20 protein-coding genes are annotated in these 22,228 nt (G+C 63.0%); 9 read left to right on the forward strand and 11 right to left on the reverse strand.

The window, feature by feature from the left end; genetic code table 11:
• Positions 1 to 104 precede the first annotated feature (104 nt).
• Complete coding sequence (locus JL2886_RS11740) at positions 105 to 1,676, forward strand: choice-of-anchor L domain-containing protein (protein ID WP_065272172.1); 1,572 nt, start codon at positions 105 to 107, stop codon at positions 1,674 to 1,676.
• A gap of 15 nt (positions 1,677 to 1,691) precedes the next feature.
• Here the strand turns inward: JL2886_RS11740 and JL2886_RS11745 are convergent, their stop codons facing one another.
• Both JL2886_RS11745 and JL2886_RS11750 read right to left on the reverse strand, forming a co-directional pair.
• Complete coding sequence (locus JL2886_RS11745) at positions 1,692 to 2,393, reverse strand: GntR family transcriptional regulator (protein WP_065272173.1); 702 nt, start codon at positions 2,391 to 2,393, stop codon at positions 1,692 to 1,694.
• Between the two features lie 77 nt (positions 2,394 to 2,470).
• Positions 2,471 to 3,838: a formimidoylglutamate deiminase gene (locus tag JL2886_RS11750; RefSeq protein WP_065272174.1), complete on the reverse strand. Its 1,368-nt coding sequence runs from the start codon at positions 3,836 to 3,838 to the stop codon at positions 2,471 to 2,473.
• A gap of 74 nt (positions 3,839 to 3,912) precedes the next feature.
• Between JL2886_RS11750 and hutI the strand changes: the two genes are divergently transcribed.
• Genes hutI through hutU form a run of 4 tightly spaced genes read left to right on the forward strand, consistent with a single transcriptional unit; the run spans position 3,913 to position 9,090 of the window.
• A complete protein-coding gene (hutI, locus tag JL2886_RS11755; protein WP_065273667.1) occupies positions 3,913 to 5,127 on the forward strand; it encodes an imidazolonepropionase in 1,215 nt (404 codons plus the stop codon).
• Positions 5,124 to 6,647 (forward strand): histidine ammonia-lyase, encoded by a 1,524-nt coding sequence (gene hutH / locus JL2886_RS11760; RefSeq protein WP_065272175.1) that lies wholly within the window; start codon positions 5,124 to 5,126, stop codon positions 6,645 to 6,647. Before hutI ends, hutH begins: the two co-directional genes overlap by 4 nt.
• Positions 6,644 to 7,426: an N-formylglutamate deformylase gene (gene hutG / locus JL2886_RS11765; protein WP_065272176.1), complete on the forward strand. Its 783-nt coding sequence runs from the start codon at positions 6,644 to 6,646 to the stop codon at positions 7,424 to 7,426. Before hutH ends, hutG begins: the two co-directional genes overlap by 4 nt.
• The gene (hutU, locus tag JL2886_RS11770) at positions 7,423 to 9,090 is read left to right on the forward strand and encodes a urocanate hydratase (protein ID WP_065272177.1); all 1,668 of its coding nucleotides are present in this window, start codon (positions 7,423 to 7,425) and stop codon (positions 9,088 to 9,090) included. The genes hutG and hutU overlap by 4 nt, the downstream gene beginning before the upstream one ends.
• Positions 9,091 to 9,145: 55 nt before the next feature.
• On the opposite strand, the gene dapD is transcribed toward hutU, so the two are convergent.
• From dapD to JL2886_RS11785, 3 genes are all read right to left on the reverse strand, one after another.
• Positions 9,146 to 9,973: a 2,3,4,5-tetrahydropyridine-2,6-dicarboxylate N-succinyltransferase gene (gene dapD, locus JL2886_RS11775; RefSeq protein ID WP_065273668.1), complete on the reverse strand. Its 828-nt coding sequence runs from the start codon at positions 9,971 to 9,973 to the stop codon at positions 9,146 to 9,148.
• Positions 9,974 to 10,081: 108 nt separating this feature from the next.
• Positions 10,082 to 10,681, reverse strand: coding sequence for a GntR family transcriptional regulator (locus JL2886_RS11780; protein ID WP_065272178.1), 600 nt, complete (start codon positions 10,679 to 10,681; stop codon positions 10,082 to 10,084).
• 38 nt (positions 10,682 to 10,719) lie between these two features.
• On the reverse strand, positions 10,720 to 11,649 hold the full coding sequence (locus JL2886_RS11785; protein ID WP_065272179.1) for a threonine/serine dehydratase: 930 nt from the start codon (positions 11,647 to 11,649) through the stop codon (positions 10,720 to 10,722).
• A 145-nt stretch (positions 11,650 to 11,794) separates the two neighbouring features.
• Between JL2886_RS11785 and JL2886_RS11790 the strand changes: the two genes are divergently transcribed.
• Entirely contained in the window at positions 11,795 to 12,643 is an 849-nt protein-coding gene (locus JL2886_RS11790; RefSeq protein ID WP_065272180.1) for an LOG family protein, read from the forward strand.
• Positions 12,644 to 12,708: 65 nt separating this feature from the next.
• Here the strand turns inward: JL2886_RS11790 and JL2886_RS11795 are convergent, their stop codons facing one another.
• Positions 12,709 to 12,927, reverse strand: coding sequence for a hypothetical protein (locus JL2886_RS11795; protein ID WP_065272181.1), 219 nt, complete (start codon positions 12,925 to 12,927; stop codon positions 12,709 to 12,711).
• Positions 12,928 to 13,195: 268 nt separating this feature from the next.
• On the opposite strand from JL2886_RS11795, the gene JL2886_RS11800 reads away from it, so the two are divergent.
• A complete protein-coding gene (locus JL2886_RS11800) occupies positions 13,196 to 14,491 on the forward strand; it encodes a hypothetical protein (RefSeq protein WP_065272182.1) in 1,296 nt (431 codons plus the stop codon).
• Positions 14,492 to 14,562: 71 nt separating this feature from the next.
• Here JL2886_RS11800 and rlmN read toward each other — a convergent pair whose 3' ends face one another.
• On the reverse strand, positions 14,563 to 15,747 hold the full coding sequence (gene rlmN / locus JL2886_RS11805) for a 23S rRNA (adenine(2503)-C(2))-methyltransferase RlmN (protein WP_065272183.1): 1,185 nt from the start codon (positions 15,745 to 15,747) through the stop codon (positions 14,563 to 14,565).
• Positions 15,748 to 15,926: 179 nt separating this feature from the next.
• Positions 15,927 to 16,460 (reverse strand): invasion associated locus B family protein, encoded by a 534-nt coding sequence (locus tag JL2886_RS11810; RefSeq protein WP_065272184.1) that lies wholly within the window; start codon positions 16,458 to 16,460, stop codon positions 15,927 to 15,929.
• A 182-nt stretch (positions 16,461 to 16,642) separates the two neighbouring features.
• Here JL2886_RS11810 and JL2886_RS11815 point away from each other — a divergent pair, with 182 nt between their 5' ends.
• Entirely contained in the window at positions 16,643 to 17,641 is a 999-nt protein-coding gene (locus tag JL2886_RS11815) for an asparaginase (RefSeq protein WP_065272185.1), read from the forward strand.
• A gap of 194 nt (positions 17,642 to 17,835) precedes the next feature.
• Here JL2886_RS11815 and JL2886_RS11820 read toward each other — a convergent pair whose 3' ends face one another.
• The 3 genes from JL2886_RS11820 to JL2886_RS11830 all read right to left on the reverse strand — a co-directional run bounded on the left by JL2886_RS11820 (position 17,836) and on the right by JL2886_RS11830 (position 20,653).
• Positions 17,836 to 18,558 carry a TSUP family transporter gene (locus JL2886_RS11820; RefSeq protein WP_065273669.1) on the reverse strand — a complete coding sequence of 241 codons (723 nt, stop codon included), beginning with the start codon at positions 18,556 to 18,558 and terminating at the stop codon, positions 17,836 to 17,838.
• 59 nt (positions 18,559 to 18,617) lie between these two features.
• Positions 18,618 to 19,493: a phosphoserine phosphatase SerB gene (serB, locus tag JL2886_RS11825; RefSeq protein ID WP_065272186.1), complete on the reverse strand. Its 876-nt coding sequence runs from the start codon at positions 19,491 to 19,493 to the stop codon at positions 18,618 to 18,620.
• A 119-nt stretch (positions 19,494 to 19,612) separates the two neighbouring features.
• Positions 19,613 to 20,653: an AI-2E family transporter gene (locus JL2886_RS11830; protein ID WP_065272187.1), complete on the reverse strand. Its 1,041-nt coding sequence runs from the start codon at positions 20,651 to 20,653 to the stop codon at positions 19,613 to 19,615.
• A 259-nt stretch (positions 20,654 to 20,912) separates the two neighbouring features.
• Here JL2886_RS11830 and JL2886_RS11835 point away from each other — a divergent pair, with 259 nt between their 5' ends.
• The gene (locus JL2886_RS11835) at positions 20,913 to 22,058 is read left to right on the forward strand and encodes a phosphoserine transaminase (protein ID WP_065272188.1); all 1,146 of its coding nucleotides are present in this window, start codon (positions 20,913 to 20,915) and stop codon (positions 22,056 to 22,058) included.
• Positions 22,059 to 22,228: the final 170 nt, after the last annotated feature.

The raw sequence follows: 22,228 nt of genomic DNA on the forward strand, positions 1-22,228 counted from the left end.
TGGTTTACCGATCCTCAACTCCGGGTCTGCTAAGGGAGGCGGGGCCGGTTCTCACGCGCCGGGCCGATTTTCTGTTTTGCTCATGCTTTTTCAGGACCGATCTTATGCCCATTGCATCCGAGTTGCCCGTCGATACCTCAGCCTCTGCGGCGCAGATGGCGGATGCGATGTTCGGCAGCGGAATTACCGTTCTCAATGCCAGCTACACAGGCGCCAAAGACGCCTCAGGCATCTATTCGGATGGCGACACGGTTGCCTCTGAAATCACCCCCTCGGACACCGGCGTGATCCTGTCGACTGGCAATGCGGCGGATGTGACCAACAGCAGCGGTGACGTGAACACCAGCTCGCGGACCACGACGCGCCACGGAGAAGCGGGCGATTCCGACCTGACCGATCTGGCGGGTATGCAGACCTATGATGCGGCGGTGTTCGAGGCTAATTTTATTCCCGCGGGCTCGACGCTGACCATGCAGTTCGTGTTCTCCTCGGAAGAGTATTTGGAGTACGTCAACAAGGGGTTCAACGACGCGGTCGGGGTCTGGGTCAACGGCGAGCAGGCCGAGCTGACGATTGGCAGCGGTGACATTTCCATCGACAATATCAACGATGGGTCGAACCAGGATCTTTATGTCGACAACAACCAGCATGACGACACCTACAATACCGAAATGGATGGCTTCACCATCACGTTGACGCTGACCGCGCCGGTCAAGCCGGGGCAGGTGAACTCGATCAAGATCGGCATCGCGGATGCGGGTGATGATAAATACGATTCCAACCTGCTGATCGCTGGGGACTCTATCCAGACCGCGCTGGTGGCAGGGGATGACGCAATCACGCTGGATGAGGGCAGTTCGGACACGCTGGATGTGCTGACCAATGACAGCCACACGCCCGGCACGACGCTGACCATCACCCATATCAACGGCCAGCCGGTGGTGGCGGGTAGCACCGTCACCCTGTCGGGCGGCCAGCGCATCACCCTGAATGACGATGGCACCTTTGACATTGCCGCGCAGGATGATGTCGACGATCCCGAGACCACGACTTTTACCTATACGGTTGCCGATGGGCTGGGGAATACCGACACGGGTCTGGTGAAAATGACCACGGTCCCCTGTTTCGTGGCCGGGACGTTAATTGATACCGCCGCGGGGCTGCAGCCGGTGGAGAGGCTGGAGCCGGGTACTCTGGTTCATACCCGTGACAATGGATTGCAGCCGCTGCGCTGGGTCGGCCGCAGCCACCGCCGCGCAGAGGGCGCCGATGCGCCGGTTGTCCTGGTCGCAGGCGCGCTGGGCGATCACGCTGCGCTAGAGCTGTCGCCCTGCCACCGGGTTCTTGTGTCCTCGGATCGGGCAGAGCTGTTGTTTGGTGCGCCGCAGGTTCTGGTCAAGGCCAAGGATCTGGTCAACGGCGACAGCATCCGCATGCGCCGTGATGGCGGCCCGGTGACCTATGTGCACCTGCTGTTTGACCGGCACGAGATCATCCGGGGCAACGGGTTGGAGAGCGAAAGCTATCATCCCGGCCTTGAAACCGCTGCCAGTTTTGATGGTGAAACGCGGGCGGAGATCCTGCACCTCATTGGCGGCGACTGGTCCGCCTACGGCCCTTCTGCCCGTCCGGCGCTGAAAGGATACGAAAGCCAGCTACTGCTGAAGGCTGGCTAAGGTTCAGGTGCGGGATCAGTACTGGGTGCGCATCCGGTAGCCCGGGTGAAAATGCATCCGGACAAAAGTCACCGGCTGCTCCTGAAACCAGGTTGCCCGTTCCATGAGGAACAGTGGCGTGCCCTCTTGCGTGCCAAGGAATCCGGCCAGCGCGGCATCCGCCGCCACCGAGGACAGGGTGATTTCGGCATTGGAAAAGGGGACCCGTGACAGCAGCCATTCGTTCGGTCCGGTCTGCGAAAAATCCGCCTCCGCGACATCCGGTACCGCGTCGATATTGATCCAGCGGTCCTCGAACTGAAAGGGGCTGTTGTCGGCGTAATGCATGCATTGCAGATGCAGGACCTCTGCCCCCGCCATCAGCCCCATCTGCGAGGACAGCCACCCCGGCGCGGGCACGGCGGCACGGCTGACCAGCCGGTAGCGATACACCGCATTCATGTCCTCGACCTGCTGGCGGGTCACGGTGATTTCCAGCCGCGCCTGTTTCACCGGCGCGATGGCAACGCGCGTGCCGCTCTTGCGCTTGCGGTCGATGATGCCACGTTCGGCCAGTTCGCGCAGCGCGCGGTTCACTGTGGCGCGGGCGCAGCCGAATTCCTCGGACAACTCCTGTTCAGTGGGGAGTAGGGCACCCTGATCCCAAACCCGGTCCTGAATGCGGCGCAGCACCTCGTCCCGGATATCCTGAAAACTGGTTTTCTTTTGTGGCTGCACCGGCTGTCCTGCTGCTGGTTGTGGCGAAAGGGTCGACCCGTTCTCGGCGCCCGGGCGCGTTTTGTAAAGTCGCGCGGTCAGAGTGCGGCGCGCAAGGACTGCACTGTGTCGCGGAAGGCGGCCAAAATCTGCTCCCGGCCCACGTGGCGCCCCTGTTTCACCTGATGACGTCCGGCGCTCCAGACATCGGTGACGGCGCCGTCACCCGCGGCGAAGCACAGACCGTCCAGCAGTTGTTCGGGCGTCAGCGCACAGAGAGCAGGCAGAGAGGTGTCGACGGCAATAAGATCGGCCAGCGCCCCGGTTTCGATCTGCCCGGCGGCGCGGCCCAGCGCCTGCGCCCCGCCCCGGGCGGCGCCCAGATACAGGGTGTCGCCGACGGACCCCGGTCCCGGGGTCATCACGTTGCGGGCCAGATCGCGCAAGCGCTGGGAATACTCCAGCTGGCGCAGTTCTTCGGACAGGGCGATGCGGATATTGGAATCCGATCCGATCCCGAAGCGCCCGCCATTCCCCAGATACTCCGCCCCATTAAACGGGCCATCGCCCAGATTTGCTTCGGTGATCGGGCACAGCCCCGCGACCGCGCCTGATGTGGCCATCGTCCGCGTTTCCGCCTCAGTCATATGGGTGGCGTGGATCAGGCACCAGTCCTTGCCCACCGGCGCGTTGTTCAGCAGCCATTCGACAGGACGAGAGCCCAGCCAGTCTTGGATATCCTTCACCTCGGCGGGTTGTTCGGCGATATGGATATGGACCGGCGCGCCGTCTTGGATCTTCAGGACCTCTGCCAGATCTTCGGGGCTGGTGGCGCGCAAGGAGTGCGGAGCGATGCCAACGCGGGTGTCGGCGGGCAGGTCTCGGTCAGCATTTCTGCGAACCTGCGCCACAAGATCGGTAAACCCGTCCACCGAATTGCCGAACCGCAATTGTCCACCTGTCAGAGGCTGCTGCCCAGCCCCGCCATAGGAATACAAAACCGGCAGATGCGTCAGGCCGATACCGGTCTCGGCAGCGGCGGCAAAGACTCGGTTGCTCAGCTCGGCAGGGTCGTCATAGGGGGCGCCGCCGGGTTGATGGTGGACATAGTGGAATTCCCCCCCGGCGGAGTACCCGGCTTCCAGCATCTCCATGAAGGTCAGCGCCGCGATGGTCTGATACTGTTCAGGGCTGAGGTGATCGAGGAAGCGATACATCAGCTGTCGCCAGGTCCAGAAACTGTCCTGCCCGGCGGCGCGGTATTCGCTCATCCCCGCCATCGCCCGCTGAAAACTGTGCGAGTGCAGGTTGGCCAGCCCCGGCAGTAGCGTGTCGACGCGGGCATCCCCATCGCCGGGCGCCGCATTGGCGGTGATCTTTGCAATGGCTCCATTCTCAATCCTCAGCCGGACGTTCTGGACCCATCCCGATGGGGTGCGGGCCTGCCGTGCAAAAATTGTCTGCATCTGATCACCTTATGTATAGACATAATATGAATATGCTCATATCAATCCTGCATCAAGAACTTTGTGAGGGGCTGATGACTGACGCATCCCGATATGTGCTGACCGGAGGATCCGCTGCCACGATGGTGCAGGGTGATGTGCCTTATGGGCTGATTTCCGCAGCGGCTGTCGCGATCAGGGAGGGCCTGATCGACTGGGCCGGGGCCGAGGCTGACCTGCCGGACACCTACGCAGACTGGGACCGGCAGGATCTAGAAGGGCGGTTGCTGACGCCTGCACTGATCGACTGCCACACCCATCTGGTGTTCGGCGGAGACCGGGCGCGGGAATTTGAAATGCGCCTGAACGGCGCATCCTATGAAGAACTCGCCCGTGCCGGGGGCGGCATCGTCTCGACCGTTTCGGCCACTCGCGCCGCGTCAGAACAGGAACTGGTTGCGAGCGCCCTGCCGCGTCTGGATGCGCTGATCGCCGAAGGGATCACCACGGTCGAAATCAAATCCGGCTATGGGCTGGACCGCGAGGCTGAGCTGACAATGCTGCGCGCCGCCCGTCGGTTGGGGCAGATGCGCCCGGTGACAGTCATCACGACCTTTCTGGGCGCCCACGCCGTGCCGCCGGAATACACCGGCCGTGCTGGGGCCTATCTGCAGGAGGTCTGCTTGCCCACCCTGCGCGCGGCCCATGATGAAGGGCTGGTCGATGCGGTGGACGGGTTCTGCGAAAACATCGCTTTCTCCCCGGCTGAGATCGAACAGGTCTTTGCCTGCGCGCAGGAACTGGGTCTGCCGGTCAAACTGCATGCCGAGCAGCTGAGCCGTCAGGGCGGCACCGCGCTGGCCGCGCGTTATGGGGCGCTGTCGGTCGATCACCTTGAATATGCCAATGCGGCGGATGCTGCGGCAATGGCCGAGGCAGGCAGTGTCGCGACCATCCTGCCCGGTGCCTATTACACGATCCGGGAAACCCAGGCGCCGCCCATCACGCTGTTTCGTGACCACGGCGTGCCGATGGCGCTGGCAACGGACTGCAATCCCGGTTCCTCGCCGATGACCTCGCTTCTGATGGCGATGAACATGGGTTGCACCCTGTTCCGCATGACCCCGGAAGAGACACTGGCCGGGGTGACCTGCCACGCGGCACAGGCGCTGGGCCTTTCGGACCGGGGCCGCATCGCGGCGGGCCTGCGCGCCGATCTGGCCATCTGGAACGTTAGTCGCCCGGCCGAGCTGTCCTATCGCATCGGTTTCAACCCGCTCCACGCACGTATTTTCGAAGGCAGACCATGATTGAGATGACCCCGGGCGCGGTGACGCTGCAAACGCTCGAAACCCTGTATCGCTCTGACACCCCGGTCCGGCTGGACCCGGCGGCGCGCTCCGCTGTCGAGGCTGCGGCCCGGATGGTGGCAGAGGCCGCAGCGGGCGATGCGCCGGTCTATGGCATCAACACCGGATTCGGCAAACTCGCCTCGACCCGGATCGCGCCAGAAGACACGGCCACGCTGCAACGCAATCTGATCCTCAGCCATTGCTGCGGTGTTGGCGATCCGCTGCCCGCAGACCGCACCCGCCTGATGATGGCGCTGAAATTGCTCTCGATGGGGCGGGGCGCCTCTGGTGTGCGCTGGGCGGTGATCGCCCAGATCGAGGCTATGCTGGCATGCGGGGTCATTCCCGTTGTACCCTCGCAAGGCTCTGTCGGCGCCTCGGGCGATCTGGCACCGCTGGCGCATATGGCGGCGGTGATGATCGGCGAAGGCGAGGCTACCTATGACGGGGCGCGCATGCCCGGCGCCAGGGCGCTGGAACTGGCGGGGCTGGAGCCGATCGTTCTGGGGCCAAAGGAGGGGCTGGGCCTGATCAACGGCACCCAGTTTTCCACCGCCTGCGCTCTTGCCGGATTGTTTGATGCCTGGCGTCTGGCCGAAGCCTCCATCGTGGTGGCGGCGCTGACAACGGATGCGATCATGGGGTCCACCGCGCCGCTGATCGCGGATATTCACGCACTCAGGGGGCATGCCGGACAGATCGACGTGGCCCGCGAGATGCGCGCCATCATGAGTGGTAGCGAGATCCGCGAAAGCCATCGCGATGGCGACAGCCGTGTGCAGGATCCCTATTGCATCCGCTGTCAGCCGCAGGTGCTGGGCGCGGCGCTGGACGTGCTGCGGATGGCTGCCGCAACGCTGGAGATCGAGGCAAACGCGGTCACCGACAATCCGCTGGTGCTGGTCGAGGCCGGAAAGATCGTGTCGGGCGGCAATTTCCACGCCGAATACGTTGGCTTCGCCGCTGATCAGATTGCCCTCGCCGTAGCGGAGATCGGTGCCATCGCGCAGCGCCGCGTGGCGCTGATGGTGGATCCGTCGCTGTCCTTTGACCTGCCGCCCTTCTTAACCCCCGATCCGGGGCTCAATTCCGGTTTCATGATTGCCGAGGTCACGACTGCGGCCCTGATGAGCGAGAACAAGCATCTCGCCAATCCCTGTGTCACCGATTCCACTCCGACCTCGGCCAATCAGGAAGATCACGTGTCGATGGCCGCCCATGGTGCGCTGCGGCTGGGGCGGATGAACGCGAACCTGTCGGTGATCCTTGGGGTCGAATTGCTCTGCGCTGCGCAAGGGGTCGAGGCGCGGGCGCCGTTGGTGACCTCTGACCGGCTGACGGAGGTGCTGCAGGCGCTGCGGGCGGAGATCCCGCCGCTCGCCGAAGATCGCTACCTCGCCCCCGAGATTGAGGCCGCCAGCGCCATGATCCGCAGCGGTGACATCGCCCGGGCCGCCGGAACCGAGGTGGTGCGATGATCGAGGTTACCCGTGGCTCTTCCCCTTTGGTGCTGGGACTGCCGCATACCGGCACCGACGTCCCGGAGGGCATCCGGGCGGGGCTGAACGAGACGGGCCGGGCACTGGCCGATACCGACTGGCATATTCACGACCTTTACGCGGGGCTGGTGGAAGAGGTCACCACCGTGCGCACCCCGGTCCATCGCTATGTCATCGACGTGAACCGCGATCCGGCGGGTGTCAGCCTGTATCCCGGGCAGAACACCACGACGTTGGTGCCGCTGACCGATTTCGACGGCCGCCCGATCTGGACAGCAGGGGCGGAGCCGGACAAGGCAGAGATTGCCCGCCGCCGCGACGCCTATCATGCGCCCTATCACGCCGCGCTTGCGGCAGAGCTGGAGCGGGTCAGGGCACAGCACGGCTTTGCCATTCTCTATGACTGCCATTCGATCCGGGGCGAAATTCCCTTCCTCTTTGACGGGCCGCTGCCGGATTTCAACGTGGGCACCAATATGGGCACGACCTGCGATCCGGAGATCGAGGCGCTGACCCTGGCCCATTGCGAGGCGGCGGAAGGCTACACCGCGATCCTGAACGGGCGCTTCAAAGGTGGTTGGACCACCCGCCACTATGGCCGCCCGTCCGAGGGCCTGCATGCGATCCAGATGGAACTGGCGCAGCGCTGCTATTGCCTTGAACAGGCGCCCTGGACCTATGACATCGCGCGCGCCGACCGGCTGCGGGCGCATCTGAGCCGCATTCTGACCGATCTGAAAAACTGGAGGCCGACATGAGCGATCCCCGCAAGAACAACCGCGATATCTATCCACCCACCGGCCCCGAGATCAGCGCAAAAAGCTGGCTGACAGAGGCGCCGCTGCGGATGCTGATGAACAACCTGCATCCCGACGTCGCCGAAAACCCGCACGAGCTGGTGGTCTATGGCGGCATTGGCCGCGCCGCGCGGACCTGGAAGGACTTCGACCTGATCGTCGACAACCTGCGCGCGCTCGAAGAAGATCAGACCCTGCTGGTGCAATCGGGCAAACCCGTTGGCGTCTTCCAGACCCACAAGGACGCGCCGCGCGTGTTGATTGCCAACTCGAACCTGGTGCCGCATTGGGCGAATTGGGACCATTTCAACGAACTCGATAAAAAGGGGCTGATGATGTACGGCCAGATGACCGCCGGGTCCTGGATCTACATCGGCACCCAGGGCATTGTGCAGGGCACCTATGAAACCTTTGCTGAGGCAGGTCGCCAGCACTATGGCGGCGATATGCGTGGCAAGTGGATCCTGACTGGCGGCCTTGGCGGTATGGGCGGGGCGCAGCCTCTGGCAGCCGTCTTTGCGGGCGCCTGCTGTCTGGCGGTGGAATGCAACCCTGACAGCATCGATTTCCGCCTGCGCACGAAATACCTCGACGAGAAGGCCGAGACCCTGGACGAGGCCCTGGCGATGATCGACCGCTGGACTGCCGCCGGAGAGGCGAAATCCGTTGGCCTTCTGGGCAATGCGGCAGATGTCTTTGCCGAGCTGGTCGCGCGCGGCGTCCGCCCCGATCTGGTGACGGACCAGACCTCGGCCCATGACCCGGTGAATGGTTACCTACCGCAGGGCTGGGCCATGGGCGAGTGGAAGCAGAAGCGAGAAACAGACCCTAAAGCGGTGGAAAAGGCCGCTCGTGCTTCAATGAAGGTGCAGGTCGAGGCGATGTGCCAGTTCCACGCGATGGGCATTCCCACAGTCGATTACGGCAACAACATCCGCCAGATGGCGCTGGAGGAGGGGCTGGAAAACGCCTTTGACTTCCCCGGTTTCGTGCCCGCCTATATCCGCCCGCTGTTCTGCCGGGGCATTGGTCCCTTCCGCTGGTGCGCCCTGTCGGGCGATCCCGAGGATATCCGCAAGACCGACGCCAAGATGAAAGAGCTGTTCCCCGAGAACGAGGGCCTGCATCGCTGGCTTGATATGGCAGAGGAACGGATCGCCTTTCAGGGCCTGCCTGCGAGGATCTGCTGGATCGGCCTTGGCGACCGGCATCGGGCCGGGCTGGCCTTCAACGAGATGGTTCGCAATGGCGAGTTGTCGGCGCCGGTCGTCATCGGCCGCGATCACCTCGATAGCGGCTCGGTCGCCTCGCCCAATCGCGAGACGGAGGCGATGATGGATGGATCCGACGCGGTGTCGGACTGGCCGCTGCTGAATGCGCTGCTCAATACCGCCTCGGGGGCGACCTGGGTGTCGCTGCACCATGGCGGTGGGGTTGGGATGGGCTTTTCGCAGCACTCCGGCGTGGTGATCTGCTGCGATGGCAGCGAGGACGCCGACCGCCGTATCGCACGGGTGCTGTGGAACGATCCGGCCACCGGCGTCATGCGCCACGCCGATGCAGGATATGAGATCGCCAAGGACTGCGCGCGTGAGCACCAGCTGAACCTGCCGGGCATCCTCTAACGAAAAACGCGCCCCGGAGGGGGCGCGTTTCCAACAGTGCCAGTCAAGGCCGGGATCAGTCGCGCAGCAGCTCGTTGATGCCGGTCTTGGAGCGGGTCTGCGCATCGACGCGCTTCACGATTACCGCACAGTAAAGGTTGATGCCGTTCTTCGACGGCATGGAGCCGGAGACCACGACCGAGTAAGGCGGCACTTCGCCATACATCACTTCGCCGGTTTCACGGTCGACGATCTTGGTCGACTTGCCGATGTAGACGCCCATGCCCAGCACCGAGCCTTCGCGCACGATGCAGCCTTCGACCACTTCGGAACGGGCGCCGATGAAGCAGTTGTCCTCGATGATGGTGGGGCCGGCCTGCATGGGTTCCAGAACGCCGCCGATGCCGACGCCGCCCGACAGGTGAACGTTCTTGCCGATCTGTGCGCAGGAGCCGACGGTGGCCCAAGTGTCGACCATGGTGCCCTCATCGACGTAGGCGCCGAGGTTCACGAAGGAGGGCATCAGGACCACGCCCGGCGCGATGAAGGCGGATTTGCGCACGACGCAGTTCGGCACGGCGCGGAAGCCTGCGGCCTTCCACTGGTTTTCACCCCAGCCTAGGAATTTGCTGTCGACCTTGTCCCACCAGCCAGAGCCCTGCGGGCCGCCGGACTGGATTTCCATGTCCTTGATGCGGAAGCCCAGCAGCACGGCCTTCTTGGCCCATTGGTTCACATGCCAGTCGCCGTTTTCCAGCTTTTCGGCCACGCGCAAGCTGCCGCTGTCGAGCGCGTTAAGCGTATCTTCGATTGCTTCGCGCTGCTCGCCGGTGGTGGCGGGGGTGATGGTGTCACGAGCCTCCCAGGCGGCTTCGATTGCGGTTTCCAGCTGTGCGTTGGACATGCGTGTATCTCCGGCAAGAATGTCGTTTCGCGCTTTCATAGCGGTATTCGGGGGGAAGGTCATGTGCGGATTGCGGTGAAACAGCGGCTTTGAGCGTCCTCAGACGATCTATCGCACCCGGCGCAGGTGGCGGCGCAGGATTTCGCAGGCCGCTGCCGCATCGCGGCGCATCATCGCCTGCACGATGGCGGCGTGGTCCTTGTCGGCGCGCTGCCGCCACTGGTGCTGCCAGTTGGCAAACAGGTGCCGGGCCGCTGCGATGTGCAAATCGTCGATCGAGGCCAGCAGCCGCGGCATCCCGCAGGGTGCCAGGATGATGCGGTGGAACTGGCGGTTGAGCCGTTCCCAGCTGGCCATGTCCTCGGCCTCGTCGCAGGCGATACGGGCTGTGTCGGCGGCGGCGATGTCGGCGTCGCTGAGCCGGGGGAAGGCATGGGTCAGCGCCAGCACCTCCAGCGCCACCCGCATTTCGATCACCTCGCGGATCTCGGCCGGATCCAGCGCGCTGACGCGGGTGCCCCGGCGCGGCTCTGACCGTGCCAGCCCGTGCGCCTCAAGCCGCAACAGCGCCTCGCGCACTGGCACATGGCTGGTGTCGAATTCGCGGGCGATGTGGTCCTGACGCAGCTTTTCGCCCGCGGGCAATTGCCCGGTGACGATGCGCTCGCTCAGCGCGCTATAGATCCTGTCTGCGATCGTGGCGGTCATGGCCCTGCGATAGGGTGCCTTTGGCCCTGCCGCAAGCCTTAGCCCTGCGGCTGAAGCGGATCTGGGGCGATATTGCCACCACAGACCAGCACAGCCACACGTTCGCCGGGGGCAGGCTGGTAGGCGCCGGACATCAGCGCCGCCAGTGCGGTTGCGCCCGCCGGTTCGGTCAGGATGCGCCGCTCGCGCCACAGGGCATGCTGCGCGCGGGTGATGGCCTCGTCCGGAACCGTGACCGATGTGACGCCGCGCGCCTGCGCCAGATCATAGCAGATCGACCCGATGCGTTTGGCGCCAAGCGCGTTGGCGGCGACGCCTGAAACCTCGACATCGATCGGTGCCCCGGCGGCCAGTGCGGCATTGAGCGCGCAGGAGGTGTCGGGTTCGACCGCGACGATCTTCTTGGCGCCATTGAACCAGGCCAGCGCCCCGGCGATCAGCCCGCCACCGCCGACCGCGATCACCACGGTGTCGGCTTCCAGTCCCTGATCCTGCCATTCGGCGAAACAGGTGCCCTGACCGGCCACGGTGCCGGGCGCATCATAGGCATGCACCTGCATGGCGCCTGTTTCCTGTTCATAGGCCTGCGCCAGTTCCAGCGCGTTGGCATAGGCGCCGGGCACCACCTGAAGATCGGCGCCGGTGTCGCGGATCAGTGAAATTTTCGCGGGGCCTGCCATCTCGGGCACGTAGATGCGGGCGCGATGACCCAGTTTGCTGGCGGCATAGGCCACTGCCGCGCCGTGGTTCCCGCCCGAGGCTGCGACGATGCCTGCCTCTGGAACATCACAGCTGAGCAGGGTGTTGAAGGCGCCACGCGCCTTGAAGCTGCCGGTATGCTGCATGTGTTCAAGCTTCAGCTCGATCGGCCGGTCCAGATCAAACCCTTTCGTCTGCAACACGGGGGTCACCTGCACGTGGTCCCGAATGCGCTCTGCCGCTGCTGCGATATCGCTTGTCCAATCCATGTCGTCCGCCTTTTCTTGTCTTTCGGCGGGAGACTACGCCACTTCGCTCCGGGTGCAAGAGCCGAGCGGTGCGCGTGGGCTGGCGCCGGGGGCAGGGCAGCGATAGACAGGGCATCAGTTGAGCATAACACGCAGGTCTTTTCACATGAGCGACGATCGCAAAAGCCGGTTTCCAGACGCCCAGTCCGACCGGAGCCGGGCCGAACATCTGCCGCATACGCCGCAGACCCGGTCCCCGTCCTACCGGCTGGCCTTTGACGACAGCGATTTCATGCTGCGGGACGAGCTGCGCCCTGTGCGGTTGCAGCTGGAACTTTTGAAACCGCAGTTGCTGCTGGATGAAAAGGGGATCGAAAGCACCATCGTCATGTTCGGCGGCGCGCGCATTCCCAGCCCGCAAAACAAGGAGCAGGCCCGCACGCAGACCCTTGCGGATCTTTCTCATTTCTACGACGAGGCGCGGGAATTTGCCCGGCTGATGACGCTGACATCCCTGGAGACTGTTGGACAGCACAATGTCATCGTGACGGGCGGCGGGCCGGGCGTGATGGAGGCAGGTAACCTCGGTGCCAGCGATGCCGGGGGGCATTCGATCGGCCTTGGCATCGTTCTGCCGCATGAGCAGGCACCGAACCTCTATGTGACGCCGGATCTCAGCTTTAACTTCCACTATTTCGCGGTGCGCAAGATGCACTTTTTGATGCGGGCCCGGGCAATCACCGTCTTTCCGGGTGGCTTTGGTACCCTGGATGAGCTGTTCGAGAGCCTCACCCTGATCCAGACCGGCCGTATGGAACGGGTGCCCTTCATTCTATTCGGGCGCGCGTTCTGGGAAAAGATCATCAACTGGGAGGCCCTGGCGGATGCCGGGACCATTTCCGATCAGGATCTTGATCTGTTCCGGTTCGTCGAAACGGCACAAGAGGCCGTGGAGATTATCGATAACTGGGAGCCTGCTCCGGCGCGCGGCGCTTTGCCGGACCGCGATCTGTAGTCAGGCTGTCGATCCAAATTTGGCTGCACCGCATCCGTCACCAATGCGTGGGGGATGCGGGCTGCTCAGAAAAACTCCGGCGGCAACACGCCAACCGCGATGCCCTGGGGCAGACGGGTCAGGATCTGTTCGCCTTCGATCGTCTTGATGCCATAGCCATAGCCACGCAGGCGAAATTGCCATTCACGGGTGCTCAGCGCCTTTTCACGCTCATCACGGATCATGGTCAGAACGCCCGGTTCAATGGCGCCAACAGTGCGGGTTTCGATGGGTTCCTGTTGCATTGCGATTCCCTTTTCAACAGCATTGTTTTCGGAATCGAAACTGTTCCAGCCAAATGGCGAAATTGCACCCGAATATAGGAAAAAATGAGGCAGCCCATTTCGCTAAATGGCGATATTCGGACCTCAATCATTCCCGTTTAACCCCTGAAATTATTAAAAACTTATTAAAGATGCGCTGAACTGCGCGGTTTCCGCCAATCTCAAGCCGCATGGCAGCCACATTCCCTGACGAAACGTTGATGCGTGGAATTGGTGTGTGGAGATTGGGATGTCTGAGGTATCCGATTATTCGGCCCTATTATATTATCTGGACGATGACGTCTTTCGCTGGAACGGACAGACATCCGTGGGCACGCAGGTCGTTGTCACCTACCGTTTTGTCGAAACGCAGGATCTGGCGCCGGTATCGACAGATCCCTATGGCGCGAGCTCCTATTGGTCCTTCAGTGAGGTGCAGCGCGGTTATTTCCGGCAGGTGACAGAAGAGTTTGAGGCCACAGCCGGGATACGGTTCGTCGAGGTGGACGGCCCGGCCATGGTCAATGTCTTCGGTTTCAACGGTGGCAGTGCGGGCGGCTGGGCCGATATCGCGCTATCTCAGGACGGTCACACCAGTCAGGGGGACCTTGCGATCGGGACCAGCGCACTCAGCCCCGGTAGCTATGGATACGAAACCATGCTGCACGAGTTGGGGCATTCGATGGGGCTGAAGCATCCGCATGACGGGGATCTGACCCTGAAAGAGAGCCTGGATAATCAGGAAAACACCGTGATGACCTACAGCTATGATGGCTACAGCGTCACGGATCTCGGAACAATGGACGCCCAGGCTCTGCAGAACATCTATGGTGACGCCAGCGCCTTTGAAGGTTGGAATGTCGGGCTCAATCGCGTGGGCAAGGTCAAGATCCGCGCGACGGGCGAGGACGATGTGATGGTCTCCACCGATCAGGCCACCGTGCTGGTGGGGCGCGGGGGAGACGACCAGCTCATCGGCCGCGAAGCAAAAGACGTGATGCGCGGCGGCGCAGGACAGGACACGCTGATCGGCGGGCTCGGCAATGACAAGCTGAATGGTGGTGGCGGCAGTGATGTACTTTATGGCGGCATCGGAGAGGACGACTACTCGGGCGGCGAGGACGATTCCGATGTGCTCCACGGACGCGGCGGACATGACCAGATCTTCGGTGGTGGCGGTGACGATCGGTTGACCGGTGCGCGGGGCGCGGACACCCTTGAGGGTGGCAACGGAAACGACCGCTTGCTGGGAGGCGGCGGCAGCGACATTTTGAACGGTGGCGACGGAGATGACGTCCTGACCGGTGGCGGCGGCGCGGATGTCTTCGTCTTTACGGACGATGATTTCTACGATGTGAATACCATCACCGATTTCACATCCGGCGTCGATGTAATCGATGTTTCGCAGGTCGATCCCGCATACTTTGGAGAAATGAACGCGCAGCAGGATGGCGGAGACACAGTGCTCAGTTACGGTTCCTGGTTCGAGATACGGCTGGAAGGCTTTACCGGCTCTCTGACTGAAGGCGATATTCTGTACCTATAGGAATACCGTCTCGCGCGTTTCGGCAGACCGGTGTTGCGGTCTGCCTTTTCTCAGTCGGCCTATCACCAGCCTCAGGACGACGTGCCTGTCTCGGCCTCGATCTGCTTGCGGCTTTTGCGGGCGCGTTCGGTGGCCGATTTCAGCTGACCGCAGGCCGCCAGAATATCCTCGCCACGCGGGGTGCGGATCGGCGAGGCATAGCCTGCCTGGTAGATGATATTGGCAAAGGCGTGGATGCGATTGTTCGACGACCGTTTGTAGGGCGCACCGGGCCATTCGTTGAACGGGATCAGGTTCACCTTGGCCGGAATGCCCTTGATCAGCTCTACCAGACGATGCGCGTCTTCGTCGCTGTCATTCACATCCTTCAGCATCACATATTCAAAGGTGATGCGTTCGGAATTTGTCAGCCGCGGATAGTCGCGCAGCGCGTTCAAGAGCGCCTCGATATTCCAGCGCTTGTTGATCGGCACCAGCTTGTTGCGCACCTCATCCGTGGTGGCGTGGAAGGACACGGCCAGCAGGCAGCCGATTTCCTCGGCGGTGCGGGCGATTTCCGGCACCACGCCCGAAGTGGACAGGGTGATCCGGCGGCGCGACAGGGAAATCCCCTCGGGGTCCATGGCGATCTTCATCGCATCGCGCACGTTCTCGAAATTATAAAGCGGCTCGCCCATGCCCATCAGAACGATGTTCGACAAAAGACGGGTTTCGTCCTTGGGCGCGCCGGGTACGGGCCATTCCTCCAGATCGTCGCGCGCCATCATAACTTGCCCGACGATTTCACCCGCTGTCAGATTGCGCACCAGCTTCTGGGTGCCGGTGTGGCAGAAGGAGCAGGTCAGGGTGCAGCCCACCTGGCTGGAAATACACAGGGTGCCGCGGCCCTCCTCGGGGATATAGACCACCTCGACCTCGTGCCCGCCGGCGATGCGCACCAGATACTTGCGGGTGCCATCGGTCGACACCTGCTTGCTGACCATCTCGGGGATGGCGATTTCGAAATGCTCGGCCAGTTGGGCGCGATAGGCCTTGGCGAGATTGGTCATCTCAGCAAAGTCGCGTTTGCCCCATTGGTAGATCCATTGCCAGATCTGCCCGACCCGCATCTTGGCCTGCTTTTCCGGCGTGCCGTGCTCGATCAGCGCCGCGCGCATCTGCTCGCGGGTGAGACCCACAAGGTTGATCTTGCCGCCCTCGGGCTGTTTGCGGGGCAGGGTCAGAACGTCTTGGGTGATCGGCGCGTTGGCGGTCATGGCAGGGCGACTCGGATTTATGGGCTGGATGCGGCTCTATATAGGAGTTTGACCAAAGATCAAAAGATTTCCTCCCCGGATACCACTGCAGAGGGGCTTGGGGTGGGGCGATAGCAAAAGCCCCGACTGCTGTCGCGGCCGGGGCAAAACGGTACTTTTATGCGAAACGCCCGGCTTAATTACTGGATGCAGCGCTTTTCCGCATCCTCGACTGCGGCAGTGAACCCAAGCAAGGAGAACCGGTCCTTGGTTTGGGTGCCCCGAGCCGAACGGGCGGTCAGCACCGCGTCTGATCCCCGTTTCATCGCGGTGATGATTTTAGCATCATCCGCTGGGGTCGCGGGCCAGGCCCATTCACCTTCGGTGAAGAGTTCGAATTCGGAATCCCCGATCACCATGTTGACGGTCGATCCGGGCGCGAAGGGGTATCCACCGGTAAAGCTGACCTGACCTTTGTCACTGTCATCCGGGCGATAGAGCACGAACAGCTGAATGTCGCTGCGGCGCACGGCGACAACCCGACCATCACGCGTATTGACGGTTTCCTTGGGGGCGGAAACGCCCCAGCATTCGGTTGGGTTTTCGGCCTGAAAAACGCTCCAATCCACGTTGGCGCCAACGCGGTTATCCGTTTTTGCTTGCTGTGCGTTCGCGCTGGTGGCCAATGCGGCCACACACAGGCCCGCGGCCAAGCGGGCGAGTTTCGATGCCATTTGTCCCGACTCCAAGACTGTCATAACCTCAATTTCAGGGAGATCGTACCGGGTCTGGCAGCGTTGTGACCGCCGTCTTCGCCCGTTTCCCCTGCTTGCCTTACTGAAGCACACTAACGTAACAATCACCACGAGCGAAAGTGCGTTTTGGCAGGATTTCGCCAAGAAGCGAGGCAGATATCATGAATAAACCCGTACCTATGGCCGAGATCTGGCGTGGCTCCCTTTTGGAAAGCCTGCATCTGGGGCATGCGGTCATCTGTGACGCCAGCGGCCAGATCGTGCGAAGCTGGGGTGACCCGGAGGCGGTGATCTATCCGCGCAGCTCGGCCAAGATGATCCAGGCGCTGCCGTTGATGACCTCTGGCGCCGCCGCGAAATACGGGCTGACATCCGAGCAGCTGGCGCTGTCCTGTGCCTCGCACAATGGCGCCCATATCCACACCGACCGGGTCAATGCCTGGCTCGGTCAGCTGGGGCTGGCGGATAGTGATTTCCGCTGCGGCCCGCAGGAACCGGCCGATATCCCGGCGCGCAATGAGCTGATCAAGACCGATCAAAGCCCCTGCCAGGTGCACAACAACTGCTCGGGCAAACACGCGGGCTTCCTGACCCTGAACCAGCATCTGGGCGGTGGGGCGGATTATGTCGAGATCGATCACCCGGTGCAGCAGGCCTGCCTGTCTGCCTTTGAAGAGGTGACCGGGCTGGAGAGCCCCGGATATGGTATCGATGGCTGCTCGGCGCCGAATTTTGCCACCACCGTGCACGGTTTGGCGCGGGCGATGGGCTGGTTTGCCTCGGCGCACACACGGTCCGACCGGGCCTCTGAAGGGGCGGCGCAGCTGGTGGCGGCGATGGCGAAACACCCCGAGCTGGTCGCCGGGGAAACCCGCGCCTGCACCAACCTGATGCGCGCCATGGGCGGCCGGGTGGCGATCAAGACCGGGGCAGAGGCGGTGTTCGTCGCCATCCTGCCCGAGCAGCAGCTGGGCGTTGCGCTGAAGATCACCGATGGCGCAACCCGGGCCAGCGAATGCGCCATTGCAGCCATTCTGGTGGGGCTTGGCGTTCTGGAGGCGGATCACCTGGAAACTCGCAAATATCTGAATGCGCCGCTTCTGAACCGGCGTAATATCGATTGCGGCGCCATCCGTCCCGCTGCCGAACTGGCATTCTGAATCGCTAGGGCGGGCTCCCGCCCGTCGGTCAGCTTTTGAAAAGCCGCCCTCCCGTTGGGCGTGGCGCCGCGCGATGCGCGGCGCTGGGCCCAAGGCCGCCATGGGGTGACGGCCCCAGGGCCGTTGCACCTGCGGGCGCGGGAGAGGCCCGGACGCTACATGGCGCGCCTTCTCGTCGGCCCGGGGTTCTGCCTTTAGAGCATGTCGAAGATCAGTTTCATCGCCAGCGCCACCGAAGTCAGAACCAGCAGCGGTTTGATCAACCGAGCGCCAATCTTCTGCGCCAGCCCGGCGCCCAGCCGCGCCCCTGCGATCTGCGCAAGACCCATGGCCAGTCCGGTCATCCACCAGGGCGTCGCAACAAAGGCAAAGGCGACCAGCGCCCCGGCGTTCGAGGCGAGGTTTAGCAGCTTGGTATGGGCCGTCGCCTTGAGAATGCCGTAGCCCGCCAGCGACACGAAGGCGAGCATGTAGAAACTGCCCGCACCCGGTCCCAGCAGCCCATCGTAGGCTGCGCAGAGCGGCACCATGGTACCTGCGAACAAGGCAGGTGACAGGCGGCGCGCGCGGTCGAGATCGCCAAGCCCCTTCTTGGTGGCAAAGAAGACCGCGATTCCGATCAGCAGCAGTGGCAGGATCATCCGGATCCACTCTGTCGGCAGAACCGAGACCAGAAGTGCCCCGGCGATCGCTGCGACAAAGGCGATCAGTGCTGATCCCCCCTGCCGACGCAGGTCCACATGGCCGCCGCGGGCATAGGACAGGGCGGCGGTGGCGGCGCCGAACAGGCCCTGAATTTTGTTGGTGGCCAGGGCTGTGACCGGGTTGGCTCCCGCGATCAGCAGCACGGGAACCGTGATCAGTCCGCCGCCCCCGGCGACGGCATCGATGAACCCGGCAAGAAACCCGGCTGTCATCAACAGCAGAAGGGTTTCGATCCCGACCTCAAAGCCGGGCAATAGGTCGAGCACGTCTATCAGGCCTGGAAATCGCTGCGGGCATAGCCCTGCACAAAAAGCAGCGCAGTGAGATCCCCGTGATTGATCCGGATATCACATTCCGCCGCCACCGACGGCTTGGCGTGCAGCGCTACGCCTGCGCCCGCACGGCTGAGCATGCCAAGATCATTGGCGCCATCCCCGACGGCGATCACCTCTGCCTCAACCAAGCCCAGCCGCGCGGTGATCTCTTCCAGCGCGTTGACCTTGGCCTCGCGTCCCAGGATCGGGCGGGCCACATCGCCGGTCAGAGTGCCTTCTGCCGTCAGCAGGGTATTGGCGCGGTTTTCGTCAAAGCCCAGCTGGCCCGCGACCCGCGCGGTAAAGGCGGTGAACCCGCCCGAGACCAGCGCCGTATAGGCGCCGTTTGCCTTCATCGTGGCGACGAGCTCCGCCCCGCCCGGCATCAGGGTGATACGGGTGTTCAGAACCTCGGTGATCATGCCTTCGGGCAGGCCTTTCAGCAGGCCGACACGTTCGGTCAGGGCGCCTTCGAAATCAAGCTCGCCGTTCATCGCGCGGGCGGTGATGTCCTTTACCCGTTCCCCGACGCCAGCAACCTCTGCCAGCTCGTCGATGCATTCCTGCTGGATCATGGTGGAATCCATATCCGCCAGCAGCATGCGTTTGCGGCGTCCCTCGGTCGGCTGGATGACCAGATCAACGGCCATGTTCTGCAGGTCCTGCCAGACGTCCCATTGGTTATCCGGCAGCGTCTCCAGCGCGAACTCGGCGGCCACGTCGGGGGCCAGCCACTGGGCCTCGCCGCCGCCCCAGGCATTGCGCAGGGACTCGACCAGGGTCGCCTCAAGGCAGGGCGCCGCAGGATTGCAAAGCAGGGTGACGGTATACATGGGCAGGCTCCGGAGCGGGGGAGAGACAGGAACAGGGTGAATTGCGGCATGTCATAGCGAGGCGGGATCGCCGGGGCCAGCCCCTGCGGCCAATCGCGCATGTGTGCCCGCGCCAGTGGTCAGACCTTGCCGTTCTGCGACATCAGCACCGCGAGCCAGCGGGTGGTGGGGATTTCGGCCAGGATGATCATCACCATCGCGGTTAGTGGTACCGCAAGAATGGCGCCGGTCATGCCCCAAAGCTCGGTCCAGAGCGCCAGCGCCAGCAGAACCGAAAACGGGCTGAGGTTGACCGAATGCCCAAGGTATTTCGGCTCAACGTAATAACCGATGATCATCTGCGGCGTCATCAGCGTCACCAGCGCCAGCGCCGCGTGGCCGAAGGAGCCGAACTGGATCAGGCTGATGGTGACCGGAAAGAACACCGCGATGATCGAGCCGATATAGGGAATGTAATTGAGCAGCCCGATCAGGATCGCCCAGAAGGCCGGGTGGGCAATCCCCAGCATTAGAAGGATCGCATAAGACACCAGCCCCAGAATGACGTTCACCAGCGTCTTTGCTGCCAGATACCCGCCGATCTTGTCGTTGATCTTGCGAGCCAGCTCCAGTGTGCGCTCGGCATCTTCCGGTTCACGCATCGCCATCAGGGTCTTTTCCGGCAGTCGGTCCAGTTCCGTCAGGATGAATACGGCGTATAGCGCGGCGCTGACGATCAGGGTGCCGCCGTTGCTGATGGTGGCAAGCATCGCGGGCATCAGCGTGGTGGCGTCGATCAGGTCCAGCAGGCTTTCGCCCAGATTGGCCCAGCTGGGCACCTCGTCGACGCCGAGATAGGTCAGGAAATCGTGCTGCAGCTTATCGAGATTGGCGGCGTATTGCGGCAGGGCGGCAGAGATCGCCGTGGCGCTGGCTGTAATGAAGGAGGCCAGCACCATGAAGGCGGCAAGAATGGCCAGCAGCACCAGCAGCCGCCGCGCAGTACGGGGCAGGCGGCCGAACCCAGGCACATCGGCCAGAACCTCGGCGGCGGTGGTCAGGATGTAGACGGCGATCACGGCTACGAGGATCGGCAACAGCACGGCCTGACCGGCCGTCAGCAACCAGCCCACCATCAGCAGCAGCGCAAAGGAATAGGTCACCAGCGCCAGTTTGCTCATCCGCGAAATCCGATTCGAAACACCATGGAGACAGACAACAGCATCCCATACCTCGCCGCAATGACAGAGCCTGTACGGGGCAGATCGGGTGCCGATCCGGGGTGGAAAGTTTCCGAAAGGCGTCAGGAGGGGTCGCAATTGCGCGCCAGATCGCCGCAATCTGTCGTTTTGCGTATTGCGCGGCCGCGCGGCAGGCCTTAGCTCCGTCCGTGGGACACCCCTCCCCAACGAGGGGCATTTATCTGGAAGGATAGCATCAATGGCTAACCAGCAACCGGCTACGCGGCCGGCCAATCCGCGTTTTTCCTCTGGCCCCTGTGCCAAACCCCCCACATTCGATCTGACCAAACTCGCAGATGCGCCTCTGGGCCGCTCGCACCGTGCCGCTGTCGGCAAGGACAAGCTGAAGGCCGCCATCGAAGGCACCCGCGAAGTTCTGGGGATCCCCGCTGACTACAAGATCGGCATCGTGCCCGCCTCGGATACCGGTGCCATGGAAATGGCCATGTGGAGCCTTCTGGGCGCCCGGGGCGTCGAGATGCTTGCCTGGGAAAGCTTCGGCTCCGGCTGGATCACCGATGTGGTCAAGCAGCTGAAACTGGATGCCGTCGCCAAGACCGCAGATTACGGCGAGATCGTCGATCTGGCCTCGGTCGATTTTGCCAATGACGTCGTCTTTACGTGGAACGGCACCACCTCGGGTGTTCGCGTCCCGAATGGCGACTGGATCCCGGCGGATCGCGAAGGTCTGACCCTTTGCGATGCCACCTCGGCGGCCTTTGCGCAGGACCTGCCTTGGGAAAAGCTGGATGTGACCACCTTCTCTTGGCAAAAGGTGCTGGGCGGCGAAGCGGCCCACGGCATGCTGATCCTCTCCCCGCGCGCGGTTGAGCGCCTGGAAAGCTACACGCCCGCATGGCCGCTGCCGAAAATCTTCCGCCTGACCAAGGGCGGCAAGCTGATCGACGGTATCTTCTCCGGTGCGACCATCAACACGCCCTCTATGCTGGCGGTCGAAGACTACCTCTTCGCGCTGGACTGGGCGCGTTCGGTTGGCGGTCTTGAAGGGCTGCAGAACCGCGCCAATGCCAACACCAAGGCGGTTGCCGATTTTGTCGAGCTACACGATTGGATCGATTTCCTGGCCAAGGATCCGGCGACCCTGTCGAACACCTCGGTCTGCCTGAAGTTCACCGATGACCGCATCAAGGACGGCGCTGCCTTTGCCAAGGCCGTGGCCAAACGCCTGGAAGCGGAAAACATCGCGCTGGACATCGGCGCCTATCGCGATGCGCCTGCCGGTCTGCGGATCTGGTGCGGTGGCACGGTCGAAACCTCGGATATCGAGGCCATGCTGCCCTGGCTCGAATGGGCCTTTGAGGCCGAGATCGCCGCGCAAGGCTGATTTTTCCAAGCTTACTCCGGGGCGTAGGCCCCGGATCGCCCCCGACCCGCCCCCCAGGGCGGGGGCGATATCGCCCCCACCCTCGTGCCGGGGACGATCCTTTGAATTCAACCGGGGACAATGAAACCCAGTTTAGGTCTCTCGCAGAGGCCCCCGCACAAAGGACCACC

The organism is Phaeobacter gallaeciensis, assembly GCF_001678945.1.
In the GTDB taxonomy this organism is placed as follows: Bacteria; Pseudomonadota; Alphaproteobacteria; order Rhodobacterales; family Rhodobacteraceae; genus Phycobacter; species Phycobacter gallaeciensis_A.